The sequence below is a fragment of the Acinetobacter sp. YK3 genome, assembly GCF_001729365.1.
In the GTDB taxonomy this organism is placed as follows: domain Bacteria; phylum Pseudomonadota; class Gammaproteobacteria; order Pseudomonadales; family Moraxellaceae; genus Acinetobacter; species Acinetobacter vivianii.
Genome location: NZ_LZPJ01000088.1, coordinates 17,236 through 43,066 on the forward strand (window position 1 = coordinate 17,236; position 25,831 = coordinate 43,066).

The 25,831-nt window shown below is 43.4% G+C and carries 23 protein-coding genes and 1 riboswitch; of the genes, 11 read left to right on the top strand and 12 right to left on the bottom strand.

Going from position 1 to position 25,831, the window contains the following annotated elements:
• The first annotated feature begins 116 nt into the window (after positions 1-116).
• The 4 genes from lptF to A9Z07_RS09265 all read left to right on the top strand — a co-directional run bounded on the left by lptF (position 117) and on the right by A9Z07_RS09265 (position 5,137).
• Positions 117-1,217 carry an LPS export ABC transporter permease LptF gene (gene lptF, locus A9Z07_RS09250; protein ID WP_004773955.1) on the top strand — a complete coding sequence of 367 codons (1,101 nt, stop codon included), beginning with the start codon at positions 117-119 and terminating at the stop codon, positions 1,215-1,217.
• Positions 1,217-2,287 (top strand): LPS export ABC transporter permease LptG, encoded by a 1,071-nt coding sequence (lptG, locus tag A9Z07_RS09255; RefSeq protein WP_004773956.1) that lies wholly within the window; start codon positions 1,217-1,219, stop codon positions 2,285-2,287. The genes lptF and lptG overlap by 1 nt, the downstream gene beginning before the upstream one ends.
• A gap of 123 nt (positions 2,288-2,410) precedes the next feature.
• On the top strand, positions 2,411-3,955 hold the full coding sequence (gene gpmI, locus A9Z07_RS09260) for a 2,3-bisphosphoglycerate-independent phosphoglycerate mutase (RefSeq protein ID WP_069578113.1): 1,545 nt from the start codon (positions 2,411-2,413) through the stop codon (positions 3,953-3,955).
• Between the two features lie 9 nt (positions 3,956-3,964).
• Positions 3,965-5,137 (top strand): S41 family peptidase, encoded by a 1,173-nt coding sequence (locus A9Z07_RS09265; RefSeq protein WP_047431852.1) that lies wholly within the window; start codon positions 3,965-3,967, stop codon positions 5,135-5,137.
• 40 nt (positions 5,138-5,177) lie between these two features.
• Here A9Z07_RS09265 and A9Z07_RS09270 read toward each other — a convergent pair whose 3' ends face one another.
• Genes A9Z07_RS09270 through A9Z07_RS09280 form a run of 3 tightly spaced genes read right to left on the bottom strand, consistent with a single transcriptional unit; the run spans position 5,178 to position 8,863 of the window.
• Positions 5,178-6,614, bottom strand: coding sequence for a sigma-54-dependent transcriptional regulator (locus A9Z07_RS09270; protein ID WP_069578115.1), 1,437 nt, complete (start codon positions 6,612-6,614; stop codon positions 5,178-5,180).
• A gap of 18 nt (positions 6,615-6,632) precedes the next feature.
• Complete coding sequence (locus A9Z07_RS09275; RefSeq protein WP_069578117.1) at positions 6,633-8,201, bottom strand: sensor histidine kinase; 1,569 nt, start codon at positions 8,199-8,201, stop codon at positions 6,633-6,635.
• A 26-nt stretch (positions 8,202-8,227) separates the two neighbouring features.
• On the bottom strand, positions 8,228-8,863 hold the full coding sequence (locus A9Z07_RS09280) for a response regulator (RefSeq protein WP_004773961.1): 636 nt from the start codon (positions 8,861-8,863) through the stop codon (positions 8,228-8,230).
• A 210-nt stretch (positions 8,864-9,073) separates the two neighbouring features.
• Between A9Z07_RS09280 and pbpG the strand changes: the two genes are divergently transcribed.
• A complete protein-coding gene (gene pbpG / locus A9Z07_RS09285) occupies positions 9,074-10,135 on the top strand; it encodes a D-alanyl-D-alanine endopeptidase PBP7/8 (RefSeq protein ID WP_123773889.1) in 1,062 nt (353 codons plus the stop codon).
• Positions 10,136-10,261: 126 nt separating this feature from the next.
• On the opposite strand, the gene thrC is transcribed toward pbpG, so the two are convergent.
• The 4 genes from thrC to xerD form a co-directional block, all read right to left on the bottom strand.
• Entirely contained in the window at positions 10,262-11,401 is a 1,140-nt protein-coding gene (gene thrC / locus A9Z07_RS09290) for a threonine synthase (RefSeq protein ID WP_004656353.1), read from the bottom strand.
• Positions 11,402-11,509: 108 nt separating this feature from the next.
• The gene (locus A9Z07_RS09295; protein WP_004773963.1) at positions 11,510-12,811 is read right to left on the bottom strand and encodes a homoserine dehydrogenase; all 1,302 of its coding nucleotides are present in this window, start codon (positions 12,809-12,811) and stop codon (positions 11,510-11,512) included.
• A 129-nt stretch (positions 12,812-12,940) separates the two neighbouring features.
• Entirely contained in the window at positions 12,941-13,756 is an 816-nt protein-coding gene (locus A9Z07_RS09300; protein ID WP_069578119.1) for a DsbC family protein, read from the bottom strand.
• A gap of 125 nt (positions 13,757-13,881) precedes the next feature.
• A complete protein-coding gene (xerD, locus tag A9Z07_RS09305) occupies positions 13,882-14,802 on the bottom strand; it encodes a site-specific tyrosine recombinase XerD (RefSeq protein WP_062847108.1) in 921 nt (306 codons plus the stop codon).
• 150 nt (positions 14,803-14,952) lie between these two features.
• Between xerD and A9Z07_RS09310 the strand changes: the two genes are divergently transcribed.
• The 6 genes from A9Z07_RS09310 to ftsW all read left to right on the top strand — a co-directional run bounded on the left by A9Z07_RS09310 (position 14,953) and on the right by ftsW (position 20,389).
• On the top strand, positions 14,953-15,213 hold the full coding sequence (locus tag A9Z07_RS09310; protein WP_004773968.1) for a FeoA family protein: 261 nt from the start codon (positions 14,953-14,955) through the stop codon (positions 15,211-15,213).
• Complete coding sequence (gene feoB / locus A9Z07_RS09315) at positions 15,210-17,063, top strand: ferrous iron transporter B (RefSeq protein ID WP_062847107.1); 1,854 nt, start codon at positions 15,210-15,212, stop codon at positions 17,061-17,063. The genes A9Z07_RS09310 and feoB overlap by 4 nt, the downstream gene beginning before the upstream one ends.
• A 54-nt stretch (positions 17,064-17,117) precedes the next feature.
• Positions 17,118-17,369: a DUF6587 family protein gene (locus A9Z07_RS09320; protein WP_069578120.1), complete on the top strand. Its 252-nt coding sequence runs from the start codon at positions 17,118-17,120 to the stop codon at positions 17,367-17,369.
• Positions 17,370-17,420: 51 nt separating this feature from the next.
• Positions 17,421-17,726 (top strand): hypothetical protein, encoded by a 306-nt coding sequence (locus tag A9Z07_RS18050; RefSeq protein WP_069578122.1) that lies wholly within the window; start codon positions 17,421-17,423, stop codon positions 17,724-17,726.
• A 99-nt stretch (positions 17,727-17,825) separates the two neighbouring features.
• Positions 17,826-19,178 (top strand): UDP-N-acetylmuramoyl-L-alanine--D-glutamate ligase, encoded by a 1,353-nt coding sequence (murD, locus tag A9Z07_RS09330; protein ID WP_069578124.1) that lies wholly within the window; start codon positions 17,826-17,828, stop codon positions 19,176-19,178.
• A gap of 17 nt (positions 19,179-19,195) precedes the next feature.
• On the top strand, positions 19,196-20,389 hold the full coding sequence (gene ftsW, locus A9Z07_RS09335) for a putative lipid II flippase FtsW (RefSeq protein ID WP_004773975.1): 1,194 nt from the start codon (positions 19,196-19,198) through the stop codon (positions 20,387-20,389).
• Between the two features lie 50 nt (positions 20,390-20,439).
• Here ftsW and gluQRS read toward each other — a convergent pair whose 3' ends face one another.
• From gluQRS to thiC, 5 genes are all read right to left on the bottom strand, one after another.
• Complete coding sequence (gene gluQRS / locus A9Z07_RS09340) at positions 20,440-21,372, bottom strand: tRNA glutamyl-Q(34) synthetase GluQRS (RefSeq protein ID WP_081406423.1); 933 nt, start codon at positions 21,370-21,372, stop codon at positions 20,440-20,442.
• A 3-nt stretch (positions 21,373-21,375) separates the two neighbouring features.
• Positions 21,376-21,906, bottom strand: coding sequence for an RNA polymerase-binding protein DksA (dksA, locus tag A9Z07_RS09345; RefSeq protein ID WP_004773977.1), 531 nt, complete (start codon positions 21,904-21,906; stop codon positions 21,376-21,378).
• A 189-nt stretch (positions 21,907-22,095) separates the two neighbouring features.
• The gene (gene cpdA / locus A9Z07_RS09350; RefSeq protein WP_069578128.1) at positions 22,096-22,911 is read right to left on the bottom strand and encodes a 3',5'-cyclic-AMP phosphodiesterase; all 816 of its coding nucleotides are present in this window, start codon (positions 22,909-22,911) and stop codon (positions 22,096-22,098) included.
• A 22-nt stretch (positions 22,912-22,933) separates the two neighbouring features.
• Positions 22,934-23,545, bottom strand: coding sequence for an NUDIX domain-containing protein (locus A9Z07_RS09355; protein WP_004773979.1), 612 nt, complete (start codon positions 23,543-23,545; stop codon positions 22,934-22,936).
• Between the two features lie 75 nt (positions 23,546-23,620).
• Positions 23,621-25,516 carry a phosphomethylpyrimidine synthase ThiC gene (gene thiC, locus A9Z07_RS09360; RefSeq protein WP_047431871.1) on the bottom strand — a complete coding sequence of 632 codons (1,896 nt, stop codon included), beginning with the start codon at positions 25,514-25,516 and terminating at the stop codon, positions 23,621-23,623.
• A gap of 84 nt (positions 25,517-25,600) precedes the next feature.
• Positions 25,601-25,721: riboswitch (TPP riboswitch) on the bottom strand.
• Positions 25,722-25,831: the final 110 nt, after the last annotated feature.

A 25,831-nucleotide genomic window follows, 5' to 3' on the forward strand; every position in this document is an offset into this window, starting at 1 on the left:
AGTCCATTAAACACTTTCAGATATGAGGTTGCAATCCGCAACAAGCGATAGGTTTTATATTTTTAACATTCGGGTAAACTAGCGTTACCTTCGATTGGTCTTTTGGAAGTATTACTTTGATTATTCGGCGTTATCTCGTCAAACAGGTGGTTTCGACATCTCTCGTCGTCATTGGTTTATTAACCATGATCATGATGGGTGGTCGTTTGATCAAGTATTTTGGCGTAGCAGCTCAAGGTCGTTTGGATGCTGGTATCTTATTTAGCATTATCGGCTATCGCTTACCTGAATTTTTAACGTTGATTCTCCCTTTGGGTTTCTTTATTGCATTAATGCTGGTATTCGGGCGTCTGTATGTCGACCATGAAATGGCAGTTTTAAATGGCAGTGGCGTCAGTCGGAATCAGTTGGCCCGTTTATTGTTGCCAATGACCGTGGTGTATCTGGTGGTACAGACTTGTTTAATGGTCTGGATGGGGCCGTGGGGCTTACGTGAGTTTGAAAAATTAACCAGTACCCAAGCGGTGCGGACTGGATTTGATCTGGTGCGTCCGAAAGAGTTTATTTCTTCGGGGCCTTACACTATTTATGCAGGCTCGCTTTCAGAAGACCGTAAGAACTTAAAAGATATTTTCTTCTATCAGAAAGGCAATCAACCCGATAAACCGGATGTCATGATTCTGGCAAAAGAAGCAACACGAGTTGAAGTTGCCAATGATACTGCCAATGTAGTGGATCTCGTCCAAGGCCGTCGTTACGAGATTTATCCAAATCAACCACGTTACACGCAGGCGGAATTCCAGTCTTATCGCTTACGTTTAGAAAATGATAAAGACGTAAAATTTGAGAGTGGTGATGTTGAAGCATTATCCATGTCCAAGTTATGGGAAAAACGTGATGATCCTGTCGTGCGTAGTGAACTGGGCTGGCGTGTGTTTGGCCCATTTGTGATTATCGTGGCTTTAATGCTGGCGGTCGCATTGTCTGAGGTGAGTCCGCGTCAAGGTCGTTACTATCGTTTGATTCCCGCGATCTTTATCTTTGCCAGCTTGATCGTATTATTGATTGCGATTAAGACCCGAATCAGTAAGGAAGAGCTTGATATTTGGGCTTATCCAGTGGTTCTTCTTGTTTATGCCATTGCCGCAGCAGTTTTTGCGCGTAAACAAAAACTGGCACCAAAATTCAAGAGAAGTATTCAGCGAGTGGGGTTGTGATGTTAGCACGTCGAATAGTCGCCAAACATGTGACAAAAACCACGATCCTAGCCATGCTGGGAACTACGCTGGTGTTATCTTTCTTGCAGGTTCTGTTTACCTACTTAGGTGAATTAGGCTCGCTCAAGCCCGACTATAATGCGTGGCAAGCTTTCTTGTATGTGATGTGGGGTGCACCGCATTATCTATATGAAATCCTTCCTGTTGCAGCCTTGATTGGTTCCGTACTGGGGCTTGGGGCATTGGCATCAAACAGTGAATTGATCGTAATGCGTTCTGTCGGGATTAGCTTATGGCGAATCGTCGGCTGGGTGATGCGTTCGGCCCTGTTATTGATTGTATTGTCTTTTGTTCTGAGTGAATGGGTGATTCCTTATACCAACGAACAGGCACAAAGTATTAAGAAGCAACGTAGTGTGGCGGCGTTGGGTGAAGTCAAAGGCTACTGGACCCGTGAAGGGCAGCGTTTTATTTATATTGATTACGCCAACTCAAAAGGCCAGTTACGTAATATCCAGTCAATTGATTTTGATCAGGACTACCGTTTGCAGTCTTTTGTGAATGCTGAAAAGGGCCAGTTTGTTAAAGATGGTCAATGGACTTTAGAGCAGTCACATCAGGTTGATTTATTGGCACAAGGTAATGCCATTAAAACCGATCATGATCAACAGGCATTGGGCTTGGCATTACAGCCGAAATATGTGCATATGGTGACTTTAGATCCTGAAGATTTATCACCCAGCCAGTTGATTAGTTTCATGCGCTATATGGATGAATATAGTCAGGTACCGAAAACTTATGAACTGGCGTTCTGGCAAAAAGTGACCTCGCCGTTTGCCTTGATTACGCTGGTTTTAATTGCCTGCTCGTTCATTTTTGGCCCACTACGTCAACAGTCGATGGGCTTCCGTCTGGTGATTGCCTTATTTACGGGACTTGGCTTCTTCTACTTACAAGATTTCCTCGGCTATGCAAGTTTGGTCTATGCACCATCTCCAGCATGGTTTGTGCTGATGCCTGTAGTTCTCATATTTATGGTGGGAAGTTACCTACTCTATCGTGCAAGATAATGGATCTTTCATTCATGGGCTCTATCATCGGTATTGATGAAAGCCATGAGTGAGGTCATAGAGAAATACCTTAAACTTCGGTAAAATATACCGATCAAATGATCGACAAATAGAGAGTCCATTATGACGGATGCAAATGCTGGCAAAATTCCTCACGTTCTCGTAATCATGGATGGCGTAGGACATCGTGAAGCAGTTGATGACAATGCCTTTCTGGCAGCAAAAACACCCAACCTCACGGCAATGAAAGCAAAGCATCCGAATAGTTTAATTTCTGGCTCAGGTGAAGATGTGGGCCTGCCTGATGGTCAAATGGGCAACTCTGAAGTTGGGCATATGAATCTGGGTGCAGGTCGTGTGTTGTATCAGGACTTCACTCGTATTACCAAAGACATTCGTACGGGTGCTTTTTTTGAGCATGAAGTTCTAGTGGATGCGGTTGAAAAAGCTAAAGCAGCGAATGGCGCCGTGCACGTGATGGGCTTGTTATCAGAAGGCGGTGTTCACTCGCATGAAGATCACATTGTCGCAATGTGCGAACTGGCGTTAAAACGCGGTGCAAAAGTGTATTTACATGCTTTCCTTGATGGACGTGATACACCGCCACGTAGTGCTCAACCTTCATTAGAAAAACTGGATGCCTTATTTGCACAATATCCAAATCAAGGTCGTATTGTGTCGATGATTGGCCGTTATTTCGCGATGGATCGTGACAATCGTTGGGATCGCGTTGAACAAGCGTATCGTTTAATGACGGAAGGCGAAGCCGTACGTGTCGCCAATTCAGCAGTTGAAGGTTTAGAGCAAGCCTATGCAGCCAATGAAAATGACGAGTTTGTGAAAGCAACACGTATTGGTGACGCTGTCAAAGTTCAAGATGGCGATAGCATTGTTTTCATGAACTTCCGTGCCGATCGTGCTCGCGAAATTACCCGCGCTTTTGTGGAAAAAGATTTTGCTGGTTTTGAACGTAAAGTGGTGCCGAATTTATCTAAATTTGTCATGTTGACGCGCTATCAGGCCAGCATTGATGCACCCGTTGCGTATATGCCAGAAGGCCTTAAAAACTCGATTGGTGAATATCTGTCTGATTTGGGCAAAACCCAATTGCGTATTGCTGAAACTGAGAAATATGCGCATGTGACTTTCTTCTTCAGCGGTGGTCGTGAAGATGAATATCCTGGTGAAAAGCGTATCTTGATTCCATCACCGAATGTTGCGACTTATGACTTAAAGCCTGAAATGAGCGCTTATGAAGTGACCGATGAGTTGGTGAATGCCATTAATTCAGGTGAGTTTGACCTGTTGGTGGTGAACTATGCCAATGGTGATATGGTCGGGCATACGGGTGTGTTTGATGCGGCGGTAAAAGCGGTTGAAACGGTGGATACCTGTTTGGGACGTGTTTACGATGCCGTGATGGCAAGCAAAGGACACATGTTAATTACTGCGGATCATGGTAATGTAGAGCAAATGCAAGACTATGACAGTGGACAGGTTCATACCCAGCACACCACTGAATTGGTGCCATTTATTTATGTTGGCCCAACTCAGGCAACGATTGCGGAAGGTGGTGTATTGGCTGATGTGGCACCAACATTACTGCATTTAATGCACATTCCTGTACCGCCAGAAATGCAGGGTAAGAACTTAATTACTTTAAAATAAGGTGAAGCAATGACCCAGCACAACAACATTTACCGAGCCTTATGTGCAAGTTTGTTGATGTGTTGGGGGCATAGTATTTATGCGGCACCGATTACGCATTCATCGGGATGGACGGAAGATGCGCCTCCCACAGCTGAAGTCCCGATTGAATCGATTCAACAATTTGTCCAAATCTACGGTATTGTTAAAGATAACTATGTCGATAAGAAGTCGGACGATGCATTATTTCAACAGTCAATCAAAGGGTTGGTCAGTGGTTTAGACCGTTATTCTCGTTATCTCTCGGCAGAAGAATATCGTCAACTGATTCAATATACCGAAGGGGATCTAGCCTCTGTCGATTTTAATTTAAATTATGATGCGCATTCTAAATCTTGGCAGATTCAGGACTTAAAAGCGGGTTCTGACTCAAGTAAGCTGGGTTTACGTAATGGACAAGCCATTGTTAAAGTGGACAATCAGGAATTAAAAAATCTCAACAAAGATCAGGTGCAAGGCCTGCTGTATGGTTCAATTGGCAGTACCGTACAGATCCAGCCAGAGAATAATAACAGTACCACCATTCTGGTCAGAAACAAGAAAGTAGAAACCGATATTGAACCTGTTTTAATGCATAATCAGGTACTTGTACTTAAAATTAGAGTTTTCCAGCAAGACACTGCCAATGAAATTAAGCGTTTGATCGAAGAATATAGTTCAGCCAAGCTTAAGGCTGTTGTTCTCGATTTACGTAATAATCCTGGTGGTCTATTGTCTGCTGCAGTTGAGTCAGCGGATTTGTTCCTGAATCAGGGACTGATTGTGACTACGAAAAGCCGTTCGGAAGGCGATCAACAATTTCAGGCTTTACCTTCTTTTGAATTTCAAAACCTGAAACTGGGTATTTTAATTAATAAACGCTCAGCCTCGGCTGCTGAGGTTTTTACCGCTGCCTTGAAAGAACATAAGCGAGCTTGGGTTGTGGGTGAAAATAGTTATGGTAAAGGCGTGGTGCAGAAACTGTTTCCTTTACCGAGCGGCGCTGCCTTGCAAATGACGGTGTCGCATTACTACACACCTAATGGCAACATGATTGAGGGGCAAGGGATTCAGCCGAATCAGATTTCGCCTTTAGCGCCTGAAATGAAAGAAGATACTTATCTTGAACATGTCACTGATCTGGTGTTAAAAAGCCGATACTAAAAAATAAAGCTCCTTTTTTAAGGAGCTTTATTTTTAAAGATTATTCATCATCTTCGGTATCTAAACCAAATTTTTTCAGGCGATAGCGTAAAGAACGGAAGGTCATTCCTAACTTTTTCGCCGCTAAAGTGCGATTCCAATGCGTCAGATTCAGCGCATTTAGAAGAATTTCTTTTTCGATATTTTCTAAATAGCGTTCTAAGCCTTCAGGTGGAAGCTTTTTCGAACTCATTGTTGGGCTAGCAGAATGTTGTGGGGTTTCCACTTCTTCTGCGGTCGTATTGTTAAATGAAGGTGTTGGATGTGCAATCGAGCTGCGTAATGGGGCCGTTTGCAAATGGGCCAGATCAATCGATTCATCATCGCTTAGTGTCATTGCACGTTCGATGATATTGCGCAGTTCACGCACATTTCCCGGGAAATATTGCTGCAACAAGAACTGCTCTGCACGAGAAGACAAAGTCTTCACCGAGACTTCCCATTCCTGACTAATCTTTTGAATAAAATGATTGGCCAATAGCAGAATATCCTGACCGCGCTCACGTAATGGCGGCAAGACCAGATCCATGACATGAATACGGAAGAACAGATCTTGTCGGAAGCGGCCTTGTTGGACCAGCATTTCAAGATCTTGATGGCTGGCACTAATCACACGGAAATCGACATCAATTTCCTGATCTGAACCGACAGGGCGAATTTTCTTTTCCTGTACAGCACGTAGTAATTTGACCTGCATATTTAAAGGCAATTCAGCAATTTCATCTAGAAATAAACTACCGCCGTGCGCAGAAAGAATTAAGCCTTGCTTATCCTGTGTTGCACCAGTGAAGCTGCCTTTCTTGTGTCCAAATAACTCGCTTTCCATCAATTCAGTTGGAATTGCACCACAGTTAATGGCAATAAAAGGCCCTTCGCTACGGTTACTTAAACGATGTACCAGATTGGCAACCACTTCTTTACCTGTGCCTGATTCACCTGTAATGAAGACAGGTGCCTGTGAGCGCGCGATCTTCTTTAACGCAATACGAAGTTGCTGGATTGGTGCTGAACGTCCAATCAGAAGCTTATTCTCTAAAGCGGTTTCAGCGGCTTCCTGTTCAGGTTGTGGTCGATTCAAAGCTTTCTGGATCAACTGATCCAAGTGCATTTGATTCACGGGTTTGCTGACAAAATCAAACGCACCTGCTTTGAGTGCTGCGATTGCAATGTCCATGTTGCCATAGGCCGTTAGAACGGCAATCGGCGTGTTGGGATAGTTTTGGGTTACATGTTTGACCAGATCTAAACCGTTACCATCTGGCAGGTTTAAATCTGTTAAGCATGCATCATACTGGAACTCAGTAAAGAATTTTTTTGCCTGTTCGACACGATAAGCGATATGTGTCTTGATGCCCATGCGCGCAAGCGTCATCTGCATTAAAAGACATAAGTCCTCTTCATCGTCTACGAGCAAGACGAGTGGTTGTTTTGTTGCCATTTCCCCGAAAAACCTAATCTAATCTATGAATTTTGAGCATTCCATCCTGAAACATGCTCCTTGTTGTCGCTCTATATAGGTGAGCTTTGCATGATTCGCCTCACAAAATGTGTGAGACAAGTACAATCCTAAACCAGTTCCTTTAATTTCGGTACTAAAAAATGGTTTGAATAACTGAGAAATATCCCGTTTTGAGACACCCATCCCAAAATCGATGACATCAATGCAGATTCGACCTTCTTTTTCATGCACATCCACTTCGATAAAAGGGGCGTCTGTTGCGTTATGGCGTAACGCATTACGGATCAGATTAATCAGTACCTGACGCAATTGTTTTTCATCAAATACGATTACAGTCTGTTCTGCTAGTTTTAACTGGATCATCTGTTTTGCATCAGCCAGATCTTCATTTAATAAACTTTCAAAGAACGGGGTGAGCTGGATGGGTTGTGCTTCTGTTGGTCTGTTACGAGCCATCGCCAAAGTATCTTGAACAATGCTGTCAATGCGTTTGGCTTGCTTGCTAATCATCCGTGACAGCATTTCTTGCTGATGTGCATCACTGTCTTTTAGGAGTTCATTGGCCTGTACAATTGCAGCCAATGGATTGCGAATTTCATGGGCAATACTGGCAGAAAGTTGTCCTAATGCTGCCAGCTTGAGCTGCTGTACCTGCTGGGTTAATTTTTGTGCATCTTTCAAGATCAGCAAGACCAGTGCCTGTTCGGGCACAATCAAATGTTTGACTCGAACATGAACTGTATACGGGCTTTGTTGCGATTCAAAACTAAACTCTTCGCCGTCCTTTAAATCACTAAACTTAATCAGTTCAAATAGATCAGGCTGCAATTTGATCAATGGTGTTTTTTCAAGAGAAACAGGTAGATAAATACCCAATAATGTATTGGCCGCTGGATTGGTCAAGACAATATGATTACTTTCATCCAGTACTAAATAACCGTCTTCAATTTGCTCGAGAATATAACGATTAATATTTTGCAGCTGATGAATTTCAATCGATTGATGGAAAGTAAGGGTTTCTAAAATTTTAAAACGTTGAACTGCAATTCGGCCAATGGCATGCACAACAAAAAATAAAAAAGCCAGAAAAACACTATTGCCAAGATGAGTTAAGTTGATTGCATCAAAAAAATCACCTAAAAAGCGCTGGTATACCACCATGATGACGGCAAATAGGGTAATGATCAGCGATAGCTGTGAATTTAATAAAATGGCTGAGGAGAAAATAATGATGACATACAGCAAGCTGAGTTGCAGGTTTGGCCCGCCGGCTGAAAATGTGATTAAACTCAAGCAGATGACATCAATCAGGAAGATAATAATCAGCTGTCTGGACACTTGTACAGGGACTAAGTGTAAGATAAAAAGCTGAATGATATTTAGTGTGATATACGCGATCAGGGTATAAAAATATAAAGCTGGATAAATATAATTGGCGCTTAATTGCTCGGCAGTCAATAAATAAATCAGCAGCAGGCTCACGGCAATAATCAGCCGATAGCCGCTATACCAAACGCCCAGTCGATAGACGGTCTGAGAGACCGATGATGCAATTTTCCCTAACATAGGCGTTGACTATTATTTTAAGAATTTTAAGGTTTAATCAGTCCATAGCGTATCGCAAGATGCGTCAGTTTGACATCACTATCAATCGCCAGTTTTTCAAAAATACGATAGCGATAAGTATTTACGGTCTTCACGCTGACAAATAATTTATCTGCAATTTCCTGTGCGCTGATACAGTTGACCACCATCATTGCCACCTGCATTTCACGTTCTGACAATGCATCAAAAGGGGATTGCTGAGTATCAGAAAGATAGGAACTGGCCAATTGCTCGGCAATATCTGCACTGAAATACTTGCCGCCTTGCATGACTTTATTAATCGCACGAACCATTTCGGAAATTGGCGCACCTTTGGTGATATAGCCTTTTGCACCTGCTTTGAGTAAAAGGGATGGGTAGGGCTCTTCCGCCAGACCGCTGACAGCAATGACCTTGGTTTCAGGTGCACTCTGCAATAAACGTCGCGTTGTCTCAACTCCACCAATGCCAGGCATATTCACGTCTAGCAATACCACTTGGGGATGTTTCTGGCGAACCAGCGCAATCGCTTCTTCTCCAGACTCAGCTTGTCCGATCACCTCAACATCGGGGTGGTCTTCTAGCATACGGCAAATCCCTGTGCGCACGAGTTCATGATCATCAACAACGAGAACAGTGATCAAGAAGACCTCCTTTTTTCAAAAACACTGGTTTTTTGTTACATAAAGCAAAATTAGCTTGCAATGAAACGACAAAATTAGCAATCCTATTCTTCGTTTCTAGCGAATAGTTGTACACAATTGTGTCTACAAAAGCTTTACCCGATTTGTTCAAATGTAAGGCATAATGGTGGTAAGCGCAAATGTGCAGCGTCCTGAGTTGAGTATTGTGTCGTGAAAAATTCTAAAAAATCTATCATGCATGTTCTAAGCATGTCTATCTTGTTGGCGTGGAGTTCAACAAGTTTTGCTGAACTGGTTGTGAATAACAATCCAGCTTCTTCGCGTGCGAGTGGTTCAGCAACATTAAACTGGTCTGCAAGTGATGCGAGCCAGTTAATGGAAGATGATGAACCCTTAGAGATTGGCCCTCAAGGTTCAACCTCTGTGACCACAACAGTGCGTAACAGTGGTTCAGCATCAATTACATCAAGTGCACCTCAGCAGTCGACACAGATTCGCGATACGTTTGGCTATAGCAGCCAGCCGTCAGTGAATGCACGTGCTGCTCTGGTCATGGATGCACAAACAGGTGAGGTGTTGTACAGCAAAAACAGTAACATGTCGGTTCCGATTGCTTCAATTACCAAATTAATGACGGCCGTAGTGACTGCTGATGCGCGCTTAAACATGTCAGAAGAAATTACCCTTGAGTCAATTGACTTTGCGGGTGCGGGTGGTAAAAACTCAAGCTCAACTTTACGTGCTGGCGATAAGATGAATCGCGCAGAAGCATTGTTGTTTGCCTTGATGAAGTCTGAAAATCCAGCGGCAGCTGCATTAGCACGTACTTATCCAGGTGGTCGTCCTGCATTTATTGCAGCGATGAATGCCAAAGCGAGGCAATTGGGCATGACTTCGACACGTTATGCTGAGTCAACAGGACTTGATCCACATAATGTCTCTTCTGCACGTGATTTAGGAATTTTAGTTAGTACTGCTTCACAATACGGTCTTATCCGTCAATTCTCAACTACACCAACCTATGACTTTAATCTAGGCTACCGTGTACTTAAGTCAAACAATACTAATGCTTTAGTCCGTAACGGCGGCTGGAACATTAACCTGTCAAAAACAGGTTATATCAATGAAGCTGGTCGTTGTGTCGTAATGCATACGACTGTGAATTCACGTCCAGCGGTTGTGGTGTTATTGGGTGCGCCAAGTTCGCAAGCACGTAATAGTGATGCAACCAATTTATTAAGCTGGTTAAGCACTTTGCCAAAACGTGTTTAATCCCGCTTGATGTAAAAAAACGCTTCATGATGAAGCGTTTTTTTATCGTTAAAATTTACTTATCTTATATGAATGCATAAAAAAACCAGTTGCCTGCAACTGGTTTTTTTATTTCAGAATTTATTCTTACATATTTGAAAGAATCGAGTCTTTAACCTGATCCATTGTTGCATCAATTGACAACATCACTGCATCAGCACATTGCTTGATTGCAGTATCTGGATCTTTTAAGCCGTTACCTGTCACGGTACATACAATCACAGAGCCTTCAGCAATTTTACCTGCCTTGATGTCACGGATTGCACCGCCAATTGAAGCGGCAGAAGCAGGTTCTACAAATACGCCTTCGTACATTGAAAGTAAACGCTGTGCTTCCAAGATTTCGCTGTCTTGAAGCTCATCGAACCAGCCTTTAGAGTCACGTACTACTGCTTTAGCATGGTTCCAGCTTTGTGGATTACCGATACGGATTGCAGTTGCAACTGTTTCAGGGTTTTCAACAGGCGCACCACGTAAGAATGGCGCAGCGCCAGAAGCTTGGTAACCAACCATGGTTGGTAGGCCTTCTGGTTTAGGACCTGTGAACTGATCTGTAGCCGCATCATAAATGACTTGTTCGAATTGATCCGCAGGTTGGTTTGCTACAGCTTCGGTATAACCCATCCAGTGTGCTGTGATGTTACCCGCGTTACCGACAGGCAAGCAGTGATAATCAGGTGCACGACCCAATGCTTCTACGATTTCATAAGCAATGGTTTTTTGACCTTGCAAACGATACGGGTTGATCGAGTTTACAATCGTTACAGGTGCCTGATCAGCAACTTCTTTGACCAAACGCATACCATCGTCGAAGTTACCACGGATTTGCATGGTGATCGCGCCGTACATCATTGCCTGCGCCATTTTACCCATCGCAATTTTGCCTTCCGGGATCAAGACGAATGCTTTGATACCTGCACGAGCTGCATAGGCTGCCGCTGCTGCTGAAGTATTACCTGTAGATGCGCAGATAATCGCTTTAGAGCCTTCTTCAACTGCTTTGGTCACCGCCATGGTCATACCACGGTCTTTAAAAGAACCAGTTGGGTTCAGACCTTCGTACTTCACATAGATTTCGACGTTTTTGCCAATAATACGTGGAATGTTCTCTAGTTTAATCAGTGGAGTATTACCTTCACCTAAAGAAATTGCGCGTGTAGTTGCAGACACAGGTAAACGGTCACGATAACGATCTACAAGACCAGTATAACGATTGGCATTCGACATGATGGTGTTCCAATATAAGGTAGAGAAAAAATCCCGCTCAACAAGCTCCCTTTCAAAAGAGAGCAGTTCCATTCTTGAGTGAAGAAAGGGTGAGGGGATTTAAACTGATTAACTATCGAGCGATTCTAAACGAATTCTCACGATTTCGCCACGAATTGCAGGTAATGCTTGAATTTGTGCAAGCGCTTCGTCCATTTTAGATTCAACGATCGGATCTGTTAAAATCACGATTGGAATCAGGTCTTTTAAGCGTGATTGCTGCATGATGGCATCAATACTGATGCCTGCACGGCTAAGAATAGTGGTCACATCTGCCAATACACCCGTTTGGTCTTCAGCATTCAGGCGAATGTAATAACCCGTGGTCATTTCTTCACGACTGAGGATTGGCACATTGGTGAGTGCTTCAAAGGCAAGTTGAGGAATTGTTCCGGCGCCATCTTCGGTATACGAAATATCACGTACGATATCAATCACGTCAGCAACGACAGCAGAGGCGGTCGGGCCAGCACCTGCGCCAGCACCATAATAAAGTGTTGGACCAACGGCATTGGCTTGAACCAAGACAGCATTTTTCACGCCATTGACATTGGCAATCAATTCTTCCGCAGGGATCAAGGTTGGGTGTACACGTAGCTCAATACCTTTGTCAGCGCGACGTGCAATCCCTAAGTGTTTGATACGGAAACCAAGTTCTTCTGCATATTTCACATCTTGAGCGGTGATTTTGCTGATGCCTTCGGTATAAACCTTATTGAACTGTAAAGGAATACCAAATGCACATGAAGCCAAAATGGTGAGTTTGTGTGCCGCATCAATGCCTTCAACATCAAAGGTTGGATCAGCTTCAGCATAACCAAGTTCTTGCGCTTCTTTTAACACATCTTCAAAAGCACGACCTTTTTCACGCATTTCAGTCAGAATGAAGTTGCCTGTACCGTTAATGATGCCAGCAAGCCATTCGATATGGTTGGCTGCAAGGCCTTCACGGATGACTTTAATAATCGGGATACCGCCAGCAACTGCTGCTTCATAAGCAATCTGCACAGCGTTGTCTTCTGCTGCCTTAAATAGCTCATTACCATGTTCAGCAAGTAACGCTTTGTTGGCTGTCACGACCTGTTTGCCATGTTTAATGGCTTCCATGATGACTTCATAAGCAGGATGAATACCACCCATGACTTCGACCACTACATCAACATCAGGTTGACGTACGATCTCCATCAAGTCATCACTTTGTTTGATCCCTTCGAGTTGTAAATCTGGACGTGGACGGCGTGTGCCTACGTGTGTAATTTGAATTTCTCGACCGGTACGGCGTTTAATTTCCGCAGCATTTTCTTGTAGTAATTTAAGGGCTCCACCACCTACAGTACCAAGACCGAGTATCGCCAGACGAACTGGTTTCACGTCACACTCCATTATATTCAATCATTTTAATGAAGCTTGATCATAGCTAAAAAAATGCAGAGACACTAGGGCTAAGATCATCTTTAATCTGTCGCCCGAGTCTTTGTGATTTTGAAAAGGATTTTTAGCTTATTTGTTTAAGCGTTGAACAATTTCTTCAGGTGTCATGTAGCCACCTAAATATTCACCTTCAACGTTATAAATCGCTGGTGTGCCATTTACGCCCATGTTCAGACCCAATTGGTATTGATCACGGACTGGATTCTTACATTCTGTGGCATTTACAGCTACACCTTGAGTCGCTTGCTCAAATGCAGCCTTACGATCTTTGCTACACCAGATGGCCTGCATGGTTGGCATGAATTGTTCACCACGTGGCCATGCGATATAACGCACTTCAATTCCTTTGGCATTAATTTCAGCCAAGTGTTCATGCAGTTTATGGCAATACGGGCAGCTTGAATCGGTGAACACATAAATCACATGCTTGGCTTTACCCCCTTGTGCCGGGTAAACGATCAAGTCTTCAGTTTTGAGTGAAGCTAAATGCTTTTTATTTTCTGTTGCTTGTAATGCATCGCTCACATTATGCAGTTGTTTGTCACCTAAACGCACCACATCACCTTGAATAATGTACTGGCCATCAGCGGTAGCATAGACTGAACCCATCCCTTCCAGACTTACCCAGAACAGGTTCGGTACTTCAGTTTTTTTGACAGCAAGAATTTTGGCATTGATGTTGGCTGTCTTGAAATGTTTTTCTAATATAGAAACTAAACGCTGCTGTGCATTGCGTTCATTTAAGGTTGAAGCTTCACCTGTCGCAGGTGCACTTGCTGTGAGTGCATCTTGTTTTTGTGCTGAATTTTCTTTTGAGCAAGCACTGACTAATAATGTTGATGCTAATGTACAAGCAATTACAAGCTGAGACCGAGTAAACAACATATAGAACCTTTTTGTACGTATTTAAGGGCTTTAGCATAACAAAAAAAATGAATCACTTCGTTAAATCTTGCTGATGCTGTGTGAACGGAATCAAGTTTTAACCTAATCCAAGACAGAAGGTCGTTTTAACCCCGTGGATGGTATTTACCATGTAACTCTTGCATACGGTGCTGCGCCACATGGGTATAAATTTGCGTGGTGGAAAGATCGCTATGACCCAGTAACATCTGTACCACACGTAAATCTGCCCCGTGATTGAGTAAATGAGTTGCAAAGGCATGGCGTAAGGTGTGTGGTGATAACTCGGCTTGAATATTGGCCTGTAAGGCATAGCGTTTAATCGCATACCAAAAATTCTGACGACTCATGATGCCGCCGTGTTGAGTCAGAAATAAATAATCGGTACTGCTTTTATACAGTTGCGGGCGTGATTCCACCAAATATTTTTCAATCCAGTCACAGGCAAATTGACCCAGAGGAACCAGACGTTCTTTATTCCCTTTACCTGTAATTCGTAAGTAGCCTTGTTTTAAATTGATCAGTTCAAGTTTCAGGTTGAGCAATTCTGATACACGCAATCCACAGGCATACAGCACTTCGAACATGGCACGATCGCGTAGACCGAGTGCAGTGTTGGTATCAGGTGCATTAATTAAGGCTTCAACATCTTGCTCCGACAAATCTTTGGGTAAGGCCCGACCAATTTTAGGAGAATGATGTGTGGCAACGGGATTATCATCCCTGAGTTTTTGTTCTCGTAAAAATTTATAAAATTGTCTCAAGGCAGAAAGGCAGCGTGCAATTGAGCGGGGGCTTTTACCAGCTTTGGTCAGGGCAATCAGCACATCTGCAATATCGTCACTCGACCATTCTGGTAAGGCTATTTTTTGATGTAATTCACTACATTGGATCAGGTCAGATAAATAAGCATTACGGGTATGCGGGCTCACCGTTTGAGCAACCAAATAATCACGAAAGCCCTGTAAAAATCCGAGATGTTCTGGAATATTAACGGCTGCAGGAATTCGCGGTTTTTTATTTAACATAATGGAGTTACTGAACTTTCTTGTTTTGCACTGTAAAAGAAAAATGAATTGTTGTCGATCTGTCAAAAGCGTAAATGCCATTGAGATTGTTTTTGGTAATTATTCTCATTTGCTTGTATACTATAATAAAGAGAGTAAAGGGTCAGAGCGGTGCGATTGTCAGCATTAAAAGTCAAGCAAGTAGCGGTGATCACGAAAGTGAATCGTTTGGTCGATGAGACAGAACAGCCAGATTTAGTTGCGGTTCGTTTAGAAAGTTTAGGCTTTGTGCCTGGTACACAAGTGCAAGTGATTACCAAAGGTATTTTTGGTGGTGATCCGATTCTAATCCAGCTCGGTTTTACGCGTTTTGCGTTACGAAAAGCGGAAGCTGATAAAATTGAAATTCAACTTGAAGGAGCACCTGCATGAGTGATGCGTTACGTGTTGCCCTTGTGGGAAATCCAAACTGCGGTAAGACATCTTTATTTAACCATTTAACTGGAACACGCCAAAAAGTTGCCAACTATGCGGGTGTGACGGTTGAACGTAAAGTTGGACATTTTCAGCTTCCTTCTGGAAAGTCCGTGCGTGTGCTGGATTTGCCCGGGACCTATAGTTTACAAGCTACGAGTCCAGATGAAGAAATTACCCGTGATGTTTGTCAGGGCAAGATTGCTGAAGAAGGTCAGCAAGATGCTTTCTTGTGTGTGGTAGATGCGACGAACTTAAAACTGCATTTGGGTCTCGTGCTTGAAGTGATTGAGTTGGGTCGTCCGATTCTCGTTGTGTTAAACATGATGGATGAGGCGCGTCGTCGTGGTATCCAGATCAATACACAAAAGCTTTCTGAGCGTTTAGGTGTTCCTGTTGTTGAAACTGTCGCGGTGCGTAACTCAGGTATCGAAAACCTGCTGCATGCCTTGGATCAGGAAAAATATTCTGTTCCGCAGACTGAGCTGAGTGGTTTAACAGGGACTCACCATCAGAAAATTGAAGTTATTTTCAAAGATGTGGTGAACTTTGTTGATCAGGAAGACAAACGTACTGATTTCCTCGACAAAATTTTCTTACATCCTGTTCTCGGGTTACTTAGCCTTGCAATCATGATGTTTATCGTCTTCCAGGCCGTGTTTGCCTGGGCGGCGCCGTTTATGGATGGGATTGAAGAATTCTTTGCATGGTTCGGTGAAGCATTAGGCGAGCATATCTCTCAGCCTTTGCTACATAGTTTGGTGGTTGACGGGATTATTGCGGGTGCGGGTAGTGTGGTTGTGTTCTTGCCACAAATCTTGATTTTATTCTTCTTTATTTTGGTTTTAGAAGAATCTGGTTATTTACCTCGTGCAGCGTTTTTACTTGATAAATTGATGTTTAAAGCAGGCCTAAGTGGTCGTGCCTTTATTCCATTACTTTCAAGCTTTGCCTGTGCGGTACCTGGCATCATGGCCACTCGTAGTATCAGTGATCCACGTGATCGTTTTACCACGATTATGGTTGCACCATTGATGACCTGTTCTGCACGCTTGCCTGTTTATGCGTTATTGATTGCTGCTTTTATTCCAAGTCAAACGGTATGGGGTATTTTCAACCTGCAAGGACTCGTATTATTCGGCTTGTACATGTCTGGTATTGTTAGTGCGCTCTGTGTGGCAATCGTGATGAAATTTTTGCAAAAAGATAAATCACAACATGCGCTTTTACTTGAATTACCGAGCTACCGTATTCCAGATATTAGAAGTGTTGGGATTGGCTTGCTGGATCGCGGTAAGATCTTCTTAAAACGTGTGGGTGGCATTATCTTTGCCCTATCGATTTTACTTTGGTTCTTATGTACTTTCCCGCAAGCACCAGAAGGGGCAACTTTACCTGACATCGATTATAGTTTTGCAGGGATGTTGGGTCATTTGCTCCAGCCAATCTTTGCGCCTGTTGGTTTTAACTGGCAGATCGTGGTTGCGTTGATACCTGCAATGGCTGCGCGTGAAGTTGTGGTTGCGGCTTTGGGTACGGTTTATGCATTATCGGGTGCGGATGATGATGCAATTGCGCAAGGTCTTTCACATTTAATCAGTGCTGATGGTTCTGGCTGGTCATTGGCAACAGGGTTGTCTTTATTGGTGTGGTTCATTTATGCCCCACATTGTTTAGCGACCTTGGCAACTGTACGCCGTGAAACAGGTTCATGGAAACATGTATCGATAATGACTGCCTACCTGTTTGGTCTGGCGTATTTAATGTCTTTCTTCACCTACCAGATTGCATCGCGCATCTGGGGTTAAGAAATCCTACCCAACCTCCCTTGAAAAAGGGAGGGAATCACTGGAGAGACGCTTATGTTTGAGTACTTGATTGTTGCTGTATTGGTGCTGTGGAGTGCTGTTGTGGTCTTTAAGAAGGTATTTCCTCAAACAGCGGGTTCAGCATTTTTAGCCTTATCGAATGCATGTCAGCGTTTGGGTTGGCAGCGTTTGGCGGTATGGTTAAAACCTAAAATGGTTGCTGGTTGTGGTGGAAGCTGTGGCTGTTCAACCGATGAGTCTGAAAGCAAAAAAACGGAATCTGTCCAAACGGTGAAATGGCGTTGATAAAACTCAAAATGCCCATCGTAAGATGGGTATTTTTTTGGAACAAGAAAAATGAATCAGACTCCGATGAGTAAAAAACAATCGTTAAACTCTAAACATCAATTGATTCTATTGGGCTTTATCCTAGTGATGACCTTCCTTTATCTTTCTACATTGTCTAAAGATCTGAATATTTATAAAGAAACCCTCTCTTGGCTTATTTCATATTTAATCTTGATTTACCTATGGCTAAGACCCGAATTGATTGAACTTAAATTTAAGCAATATGCATTTAAATCTATAGATTGGCTCGGTGCTGTGATCTTAACTTTATTGGAGATTAGTCTTTTTATACCTGTTCAAGCTTTTACGCACTGACACAAAAAAGATTGAATAAAACCAAAACTGAAAAAGCATTTAAAACAGTAAAGTGCTAACATTTTTGCCATTCTGTGATCTGCAAAAAATGGGGCAAAAATGTTAATACAGCGCGGTGGATTAAAAGTTGTAGCTGGCTTGGGAATTTCCGGTGTATCCGCGGTAAATTTTTTACATGAACAGGGCTACCAAGTTGCAGTAACAGACTCGCGCGCAACCCCGCCAGGACATGACCAGATTCCAGCAGGTGTGCGTACCAGTTTTGGTCAACTGGACACGGATCTTTTATTACAAGCAGAAGAAATTATTCTCAGTCCGGGGCTGGCACCTCAACTTCCAGAAATTCAACAAGCGATTGAAAAAGGCATTCCAGTCGTCGGTGATATTCAGTTATTGCGCCGTGCCACAGAAGTGCCGATTGTTGCGATTACAGGATCAAATGCGAAAAGTACAGTCACGACCTTAATTGGATTGATGGCAGAGGATGCGGGCAAGAAAGTTGCTGTAGGTGGAAATCTGGGCCGCCCAGCATTGGATTTATTAAAAGATCAACCTGAATTAATTATTTTAGAACTGTCGAGCTTTCAGCTTGAAACGACATCACACTTGAATGCTGAAGTTGCTGTCGTGTTGAATATGAGCGAAGATCATCTAGATCGTCATGGTGATATGCTGGGTTATCACAAGGCTAAACATCGCATTTTCCAAGGTGTGAAAAAAGTCGTTTATAACCGTGATGATAATCTGAGCCGTCCTCTGGTGCCTGATGTGACACCGATGCAGAGTTTTGGCTTGAATGCACCTGATTTGAATCAATATGGTGTGTTACGTGATGCAGATGGCAGCATGTGGCTGGCACGTGGCAGAGAGCGTTTGCTGAAAACTTCCGAGATGTACATTCAGGGCATGCATAACGTTGCCAATGCGTTGGCGTGTTTGGCGTTGGGCGAAGCGATTGGTTTACCTATGGCTTCGATGCTGGAGACCTTAAAGCATTTTAAAGGTCTTGAGCATCGTTGTGAGTACGTTCAAATCATTGATGGTGTGCGTTATTACAATGATTCGAAAGGAACCAATGTCGGCGCCACACTGGCTGCGATTGATGGTCTGGGTGCTGCAATTGAAGTGAAAAATGGCAAACTGGCTTTGATCCTTGGTGGTCAAGGTAAAGGTCAGGATTTCAAACCATTACGTGATGCGATTCAAAAATATGTGAAATCAGTGATTCTCATTGGTGAAGATGCTGCGGTGATTGAGCAGGCAATTCAAGGTACAACCGTGATTCAGCATGCAGCCAGCTTGAAGGACGCTGTTGCAATGGCACAAAAAGCGACTCAGGAGGAAGATGTGGTATTACTTTCACCTGCTTGCGCGAGCTTTGATATGTTTAAGAGCTACAATGATCGTGGACATCAATTCGTGGCATGTGTAAATGCCTTGAATGAAAAATAAGAACTAGGAACAGAACTATGGCTGACTTAGCCCAAAATACGGTACAGAAGATTTCGCAATTGCTGAATCGTTTACCTAAGCTACCCGCAGAAATGACGGCACGAAATATCCTGATTTTTTGTGTGATTTCATTGCTATGTTTCGGTTCAATCATGGTTGCATCGGCGTCAATGCCATATGCGGAATATATCCATGAGAGTCCTTTTTACTTTTTGATTCGTCATGGTATTTCGATTGTGGTTGCTGCGGTGGTGGCATTTTTAACCTATCGGGTTTCATTGAATCTCTGGTTTAAAAATGCTTTCCCTTTATGGCTTATTACCATTGTCCTGCTCTTGGCGGTATTGGTGGTCGGTTCCGAAGTCAACGGTGCGCATCGCTGGATTAAAGTGGGTGGCTTTACCTTACAGCCAACCGAGATTGCCAAAATTGTCATGGCAATCTTCACTGCGGATTATGTGGTACGCCGTGCCAAGGAAGTCCGTACACACTGGAAAGGCTTGCTACGTTTAAGTGGTGTGATGGCTTTAACCGTGGGCTTTATCGTCGCTGAGCCAGACTTGGGTGCAACAGTCGTTATTGTCCTGATGATGGTGGGCGTGTTCTTCTTGGCAGGCGCACCAGCGACCCAGTTCCTGATCATGCTGGGTGCGATCTTTGCGGGTGTTAGTGCGTTGATTATCTTCGAGCCATTCCGTTTCCAGCGTCTGATCTCATTTACCAATCCTTGGGCAGATCCATTGGGTGTCGGTTATCAGCTCTCGAATGCCTTGATGGCCTTTGGTCGTGGTGAATGGTTTGGTACGGGTCTAGGACATAGTGTCCAGAAGCTGTCTTATTTACCAGAAGCGCATACGGACTTTATGTTGGCGGTATTAGGAGAAGAATTCGGCTTCTTTGGTGTGTCAGTGGTGATGATCTTGTCATTTACCATGCTGGCGTGTTGTATTCGTATTGGGCATCGTGCCTTGCAGCACAATTATCTGCGTGCGGGCTATCTGGCATACGGGATTAGCATTATTTTCCTGATGCAGATTCTGGTAAATGCGGGCATGAACATGGGGTTAATGCCAACCAAAGGTTTGACCTTACCCTTCATTAGTTATGGTGGTACATCATTGATGATGTGTGCTGCAATGATCAGTTTAATCCTGAAAATTGATGCATCGACACAAGAGTTAAACCCTGTGAAAGAAGAGTCGAATTTCTAAGATATTCAAACAAATAAAAAGCCCTGTCATGATGCAGGGCTTTTTATTGCTTATAAATAGGTACCAGTTAAATGAATACCTTGCGGAATCAAATTTACATCCCACTGCTGTACGGCCTGTTGTAGCATGATACGTGGCTGATCCAGTTCAACAGATGCTTGTCCCAAAGCTAAAATAGCCTGATGCAGAAGTTCGGGTGCTTGGCTGATATCAAGGGCTTGTGCCAGATTCTGTTTAGACAGCTTTTGGCCCTGATCATTCATGGCCAGAGGGAGATGCATATAACTTAGGGCGGGATAATTGAGTAAAGATCCTAGCCAGATTTGTCGAGCAGTATTGTCGAGTAGATCTGCACCACGCACCACATGGGTAATGCCTTGTAGATAATCATCGACCACCACCGCCAATTGATAGCTGATAATCCCATCACGACGCTTCAAGACAAAATCGCCTAACTCATCTTGTAAGTTAGAACATTGTTGGCCTTGTAAACGGTCTTGAAAACAAATCAATTGATCTGCGACTTTTAGACGAATCGCCTGATTGGCAAAATCCAGATTCAGATTGCGACAGGTACCTGCATAGATGTGATTGGAGCCCAACATTTTCCGTGTGCATTGGCAAGCGTAAATGTCTTGTGATTGCTTGAGTTGTTCAAGCACTTGCTCATAAATATCTAAACGGTCTTTTTGGAAAATAATCTCCGCATCTGGTTCAAACTGAAATGCATCGATACAGGAGAGGATATGTGTTTCGCTATTGGGATAAATGCGGGGAATGTCGGTATCTTCAATACGGACTAGCCATTTGCCTTGATTGGCTTTGGCATCACAATAACTGGCAACTGCGGTGAGCAGTGAGCCAAAATGCAATGGGCCGGTTGGCGATGGCGCAAACCGACCCACGTAGCTACAACAATCTGGTTGCTGTTGGAAGCATTCTGGCGAAACAACTGCTTGCTGTTCCGCAGTATGTTCAAGCATGGTTTAACCGTTGTTTTGCTTTTCTTTGATTTCAGCCAAAGTTTTGCAATCGATACAGAGAGTCGCAGTTGGGCGAGCTTCTAGACGACGTAAGCCAATTTCGATACCACAGGTTTCACAGAAACCATAGTCTTCGTTTTGAATGGCTTCAATAGACTGTTCAATTTTACGAATGAGTTTGCGTTCACGGTCACGTGTGCGTAGTTCAATCGCAAACTCTTCTTCTTGAGTTGCTCGGTCATTTACGTCAGGAAGTGCGCTTGATTCGTCTTGCATGGTGTTCAAGGTACGATCAACTTCAGACATTAACTCTGCTTTCCATGCGTTCAAAATTTGGCGGAAATGCACAAGTTGTCCTTCAGACATATATTCTTCATTTTTCTTCGGCTGATAAGGCGCAATACCAAATAAGCTCGCAGTTGTACCACCTTCTGAAGCTTTCGGTTTGGTTTTACGTACGCGCTTCGCCGATTTTTGATCGTCGATCACTTCTGTCTGTTCGTCCAAGACTTGATTTTGGTTGTCATTCGCCATATAGGGCATTCCTCATCTTACACGTACTATCTATACGCAAAAAATATGGTGATATGCAAGTGTTTTTATAGAAACCTAAGATGGTTTTTTCCATCAAGGGTCGACATCATATAGAGTTTTTGGACAAGATGGTAGTCATTCCCGTCCAGATTTTGTGTGAATTCGTCAATGTAATTTGTAATCAAAAGTTTAATCATATCCCAGCACTTCAGAACTACTCATTCGCTGTGAAGTGGGAAGTCGATAGACCTGAGTTTCCAGTTCTCCATTGGCTTTCAGGCGGATTAAACGATAGCCTGGATGCTCTTCATCGAGTGCGAATTTCTCGCTTTTAGGTTTGAACTGAATACAGGTCGATGGGGTAGATAAAAATTCAATGCCTTGCCAGGTATTGATTGAATCCTGATGCACATGCCCACAGATGATCGCCTTTACATTGGAGAACGGTTTAATAGTTTCTAGCAGGTCAGATGAATTCTTTAATTTGTGCTGATCAATCCATGCTGATTGCATTGCAAAAGGGTGGTGATGGCAGGCAATAATCACATGACGATCATGCAATTGATGGAGTAAGGTGGTTAAACGTTGTAACTGTATCTCGCTAATTTTTCCATCAATGCGCTGAGGCTGAGCACTATTCAATAAGATAATGCTCCATTGTCCTAACTCGACGACGGTCGGTTGGGTTTGATCTTCCTCATGAAATGGAAAATGCGTGACATCATCATGATTACCCGGGGTATGAAAAAAAGGAATTCCCAGCGTTTGCATGTGTTGTACATAGCGTTTATACGTTAAAGGTGTTGGCGACTGGGCCAGATCACCTGTGTGTATGATCAGATCGATATGAGGATGTTGCTGGCGCATCATGTCGATGACTGCATGAAAACTTTGCTCGGGTTGCATGCCGACAAATTCGAGGTGGGGATACTCTAATAAATGTGTATCGGTAATCTGTATCATCACAAAATCTTGCTGTGATAATGATGAGACCTTGAAAGTCACCGTCGTTAGCCCCTTCAGATTCTTATCTTTGTTGTATGTGTTGAGCCAGCCACTGTAATGCCATGATCACAGGTGCGTTTCTCAACCGCCCGTTATGAAATAATGCTTCTAATTGGGAATAATCAAACAAATGAAGTTGAATGTTTTCACCTTCATCTGGCATCCCAAAAATACCCCCATCTTCTGGAAGATGAACGTCTGCAACATATAAATGGAAAAATTCGGAGCAGGCACCAGCAGAAGGGTAGAAGCTAAATAAATGTTTTAATTCAGTGATCTCGCAGCCAGACTCTTCCAAGCTTTCACGACGAATACAGCTTTCTGGAGACTCATCTCCATCAAGTACACCCGCAATAACTTCGAGTTGCCAAGGGGAAACAGGATCATTGACGGCCCCTACACGGAACTGTTCAATCAATGCAAAGCGTTGTTGCTGATCGCTATAAAGCAAAACGCCAGCTGCTTCAGGACGATGAACTAATTCACGTTGAATCAAGGACGAGTAATCTTTTCGGTGAAATAACCGATGTTTTAAGCTCACTTTCTCAACTTGAATGAACCCTCGAAACAATGGTGTTCGAGATTCTATCGTAACGTCGGTGGCTGAATAGCTGGCGTGGTCAAGAATATTCATCTTCAATCAGGATGAGATTGTACATATCTCATCCTAACCGAGAATGATTCGCAGGCAAATCTTTTTTTAGTCGATTTACACTTTGTGGTACAATTTTTGACCATGTTCCTGATAAGCGGTTTTCATGGCATTGAGACCTGCTTCAACTTCTGTTTCCGCATCATTTGACTGCTTGGCATTGTGTTGATTTTGCGCATAATCTCGCACATTTTGGGTGATTTTCATCGAACAGAATTTTGGACCACACATTGAGCAGAAGTGGGCTGATTTATGCGCTTCTTTTGGAAGTGTTTCATCATGCATACTGCGCGCGGTATCAGGGTCTAGACTTAAATTGAACTGATCATCCCAACGGAATTCAAAACGCGCTTTTGATAACGCATTATCACGAACTTGCGCACCTGGATGACCTTTAGCCAGATCTGCCGCATGGGCTGCAATCTTATAGGTGATGATGCCGTCTTTAACGTCTTTTTTGTTCGGTAAGCCCAAGTGTTCTTTTGGCGTCACATAGCACAGCATTGCCGTGCCATACCAGCCAATCATCGCTGCGCCAATCGCAGAGGTAATATGGTCATAGCCTGGCGCGATATCTGTTGTGAGTGGCCCAAGCGTATAGAATGGCGCTTCTTTACAGACCTCAAGCTGTAGATCCATATTTTCCTTAATCATATGCATTGGCACATGACCAGGGCCTTCAATCATCACTTGTACATCATGTTCCCAAGCGCGATGGGTCAGTTCACCCAAAGTTTTAAGTTCGCTAAATTGTGCTTCATCATTGGCATCTTGTACGCAACCTGGACGTAGACCATCGCCTAAGCTAAATGATACGTCATAGGCTTTCATGATTTCGCAAATTTCGTCGAAATGAGTATATAAGAAGTTTTCTTCATGATGCGCCAAGCACCATTGCGCCATGATTGAACCACCACGAGACACGATACCTGTCAGGCGATTCGCTGTCATTGGTACGTAGCGCAATAATACCCCTGCATGAATGGTGAAATAGTCCACGCCTTGCTCAGCTTGTTCAATAAGGGTGTCTTTAAAGATTTCCCAAGTTAAATCTTCAGCCACACCATCGACTTTTTCCAATGCTTGATAGATAGGTACAGTACCGATAGGCACAGGTGAATTGCGGATAATCCATTCACGGGTTTCATGGATGTTCTTACCTGTCGATAAGTCCATGATCGTGTCGGCACCCCAACGGGTTGCCCATGTCATTTTCGCCACTTCTTCATCAATGGATGAGCCGAGGGCCGAGTTACCAATATTGGCATTAATCTTTACCAAAAAGTTACGACCAATAATCATCGGTTCGCATTCTGGGTGATTAATATTGGCTGGGATAATGGCACGACCCGCTGCGACTTCCTGACGAACAAACTCGGGCGTAATTTCTTTTAAATTTTGCGCACCAAAGTTTTGCCCAGCATGCTGACGCATATCGACGCCTTCACGTTGACGCTGGTTTTCACGAATAGCGATATATTCCATTTCAGGGGTAATTATGCCTTGTTTGGCATAGTGCATTTGCGTGACATTTTTCCCTGCTTGAGCACGACGTGGGTTTTGAATATGGGCAAAGCGGATGTCGGCAGTACGAATATCTTTTAAACGGGCCTGACCGAATGCTGAGCTGAGGCCTGAAAGAATGTCACTATCCTGACGTTCATCAATCCACGCTTGGCGAACCAGTGGCAAACCTTTATTCAAATCGATTTTTACATTGGGATCGGTATACACGCCAGAGGTGTCATAGACCATCACAGGTGGGTTGTGTTCACCGCCTAAACCTGTCGGTGTTTCTGTTAAGCTGATTTCACGGAAAGGCACCTGGATGTCTGGGCGAGAGCCTTCGACATAAACTTTTCTTGAAGCAGGTAGGATACGGGTTAAATCTTTAGCGTCTTGCTCATGTTGAGCAGAAATATCAGCAGGGGAAAGATTCGTTAACTGGTTCATGGCATGATCCTTATGTATGGCATTAACGAATCAAGCACGACCAAAAACAATGGCGGATTTATCTCTATGATAAATAAAGGCTAAGTTTTTGCTGGGCTTGATTCCTACGCAGGTGTTAACCTGATCAGGTTCAACGGTACTTGCCTTTAAATTCTGTGATTAAGACAATCTCAGCAGTTTGTTAACTGCGCTCCGTCAAGCGACGTATTTAGACTAACAGATTTTAAAATTTTTGTTGTATCAATTCACACCAATTTACAATGCGTAAATCCATGCTATTGTCATAAAACTTTCATCATTTCTATGTTCTAATCA

Bases quoted from the DNA above. Each gene is read 5' to 3' on its own strand.
- feoB (WP_062847107.1), top strand. From the start codon at position 15,210: ATGAGTGATGCGTTACGTGTTGCCCTTGTGGGAAATCCAAACTGCGGT.
- A9Z07_RS09320 (WP_069578120.1), top strand. From the start codon at position 17,118: ATGTTTGAGTACTTGATTGTTGCTGTATTGGTGCTGTGGAGTGCTGTT.
- A9Z07_RS09265 (WP_047431852.1), top strand. From the start codon at position 3,965: ATGACCCAGCACAACAACATTTACCGAGCCTTATGTGCAAGTTTGTTG.
- ftsW (WP_004773975.1), top strand. From the start codon at position 19,196: ATGGCTGACTTAGCCCAAAATACGGTACAGAAGATTTCGCAATTGCTG.
- thrC (WP_004656353.1), bottom strand. From the start codon at position 11,401: ATGTCGAATGCCAATCGTTATACTGGTCTTGTAGATCGTTATCGTGAC.
- A9Z07_RS09270 (WP_069578115.1), bottom strand. From the start codon at position 6,614: ATGGCAACAAAACAACCACTCGTCTTGCTCGTAGACGATGAAGAGGAC.
- murD (WP_069578124.1), top strand. From the start codon at position 17,826: ATGTTAATACAGCGCGGTGGATTAAAAGTTGTAGCTGGCTTGGGAATT.
- gluQRS (WP_081406423.1), bottom strand. From the start codon at position 21,372: ATGCTTGAACATACTGCGGAACAGCAAGCAGTTGTTTCGCCAGAATGC.
- A9Z07_RS09355 (WP_004773979.1), bottom strand. From the start codon at position 23,545: ATGAATATTCTTGACCACGCCAGCTATTCAGCCACCGACGTTACGATA.
- xerD (WP_062847108.1), bottom strand. From the start codon at position 14,802: ATGTTAAATAAAAAACCGCGAATTCCTGCAGCCGTTAATATTCCAGAA.
- gpmI (WP_069578113.1), top strand. From the start codon at position 2,411: ATGACGGATGCAAATGCTGGCAAAATTCCTCACGTTCTCGTAATCATG.
- A9Z07_RS18050 (WP_069578122.1), top strand. From the start codon at position 17,421: ATGAATCAGACTCCGATGAGTAAAAAACAATCGTTAAACTCTAAACAT.
- dksA (WP_004773977.1), bottom strand. From the start codon at position 21,906: ATGGCGAATGACAACCAAAATCAAGTCTTGGACGAACAGACAGAAGTG.
- A9Z07_RS09275 (WP_069578117.1), bottom strand. From the start codon at position 8,201: ATGTTAGGGAAAATTGCATCATCGGTCTCTCAGACCGTCTATCGACTG.
- lptG (WP_004773956.1), top strand. From the start codon at position 1,217: ATGTTAGCACGTCGAATAGTCGCCAAACATGTGACAAAAACCACGATC.
- A9Z07_RS09300 (WP_069578119.1), bottom strand. From the start codon at position 13,756: ATGTTGTTTACTCGGTCTCAGCTTGTAATTGCTTGTACATTAGCATCA.
- thiC (WP_047431871.1), bottom strand. From the start codon at position 25,516: ATGAACCAGTTAACGAATCTTTCCCCTGCTGATATTTCTGCTCAACAT.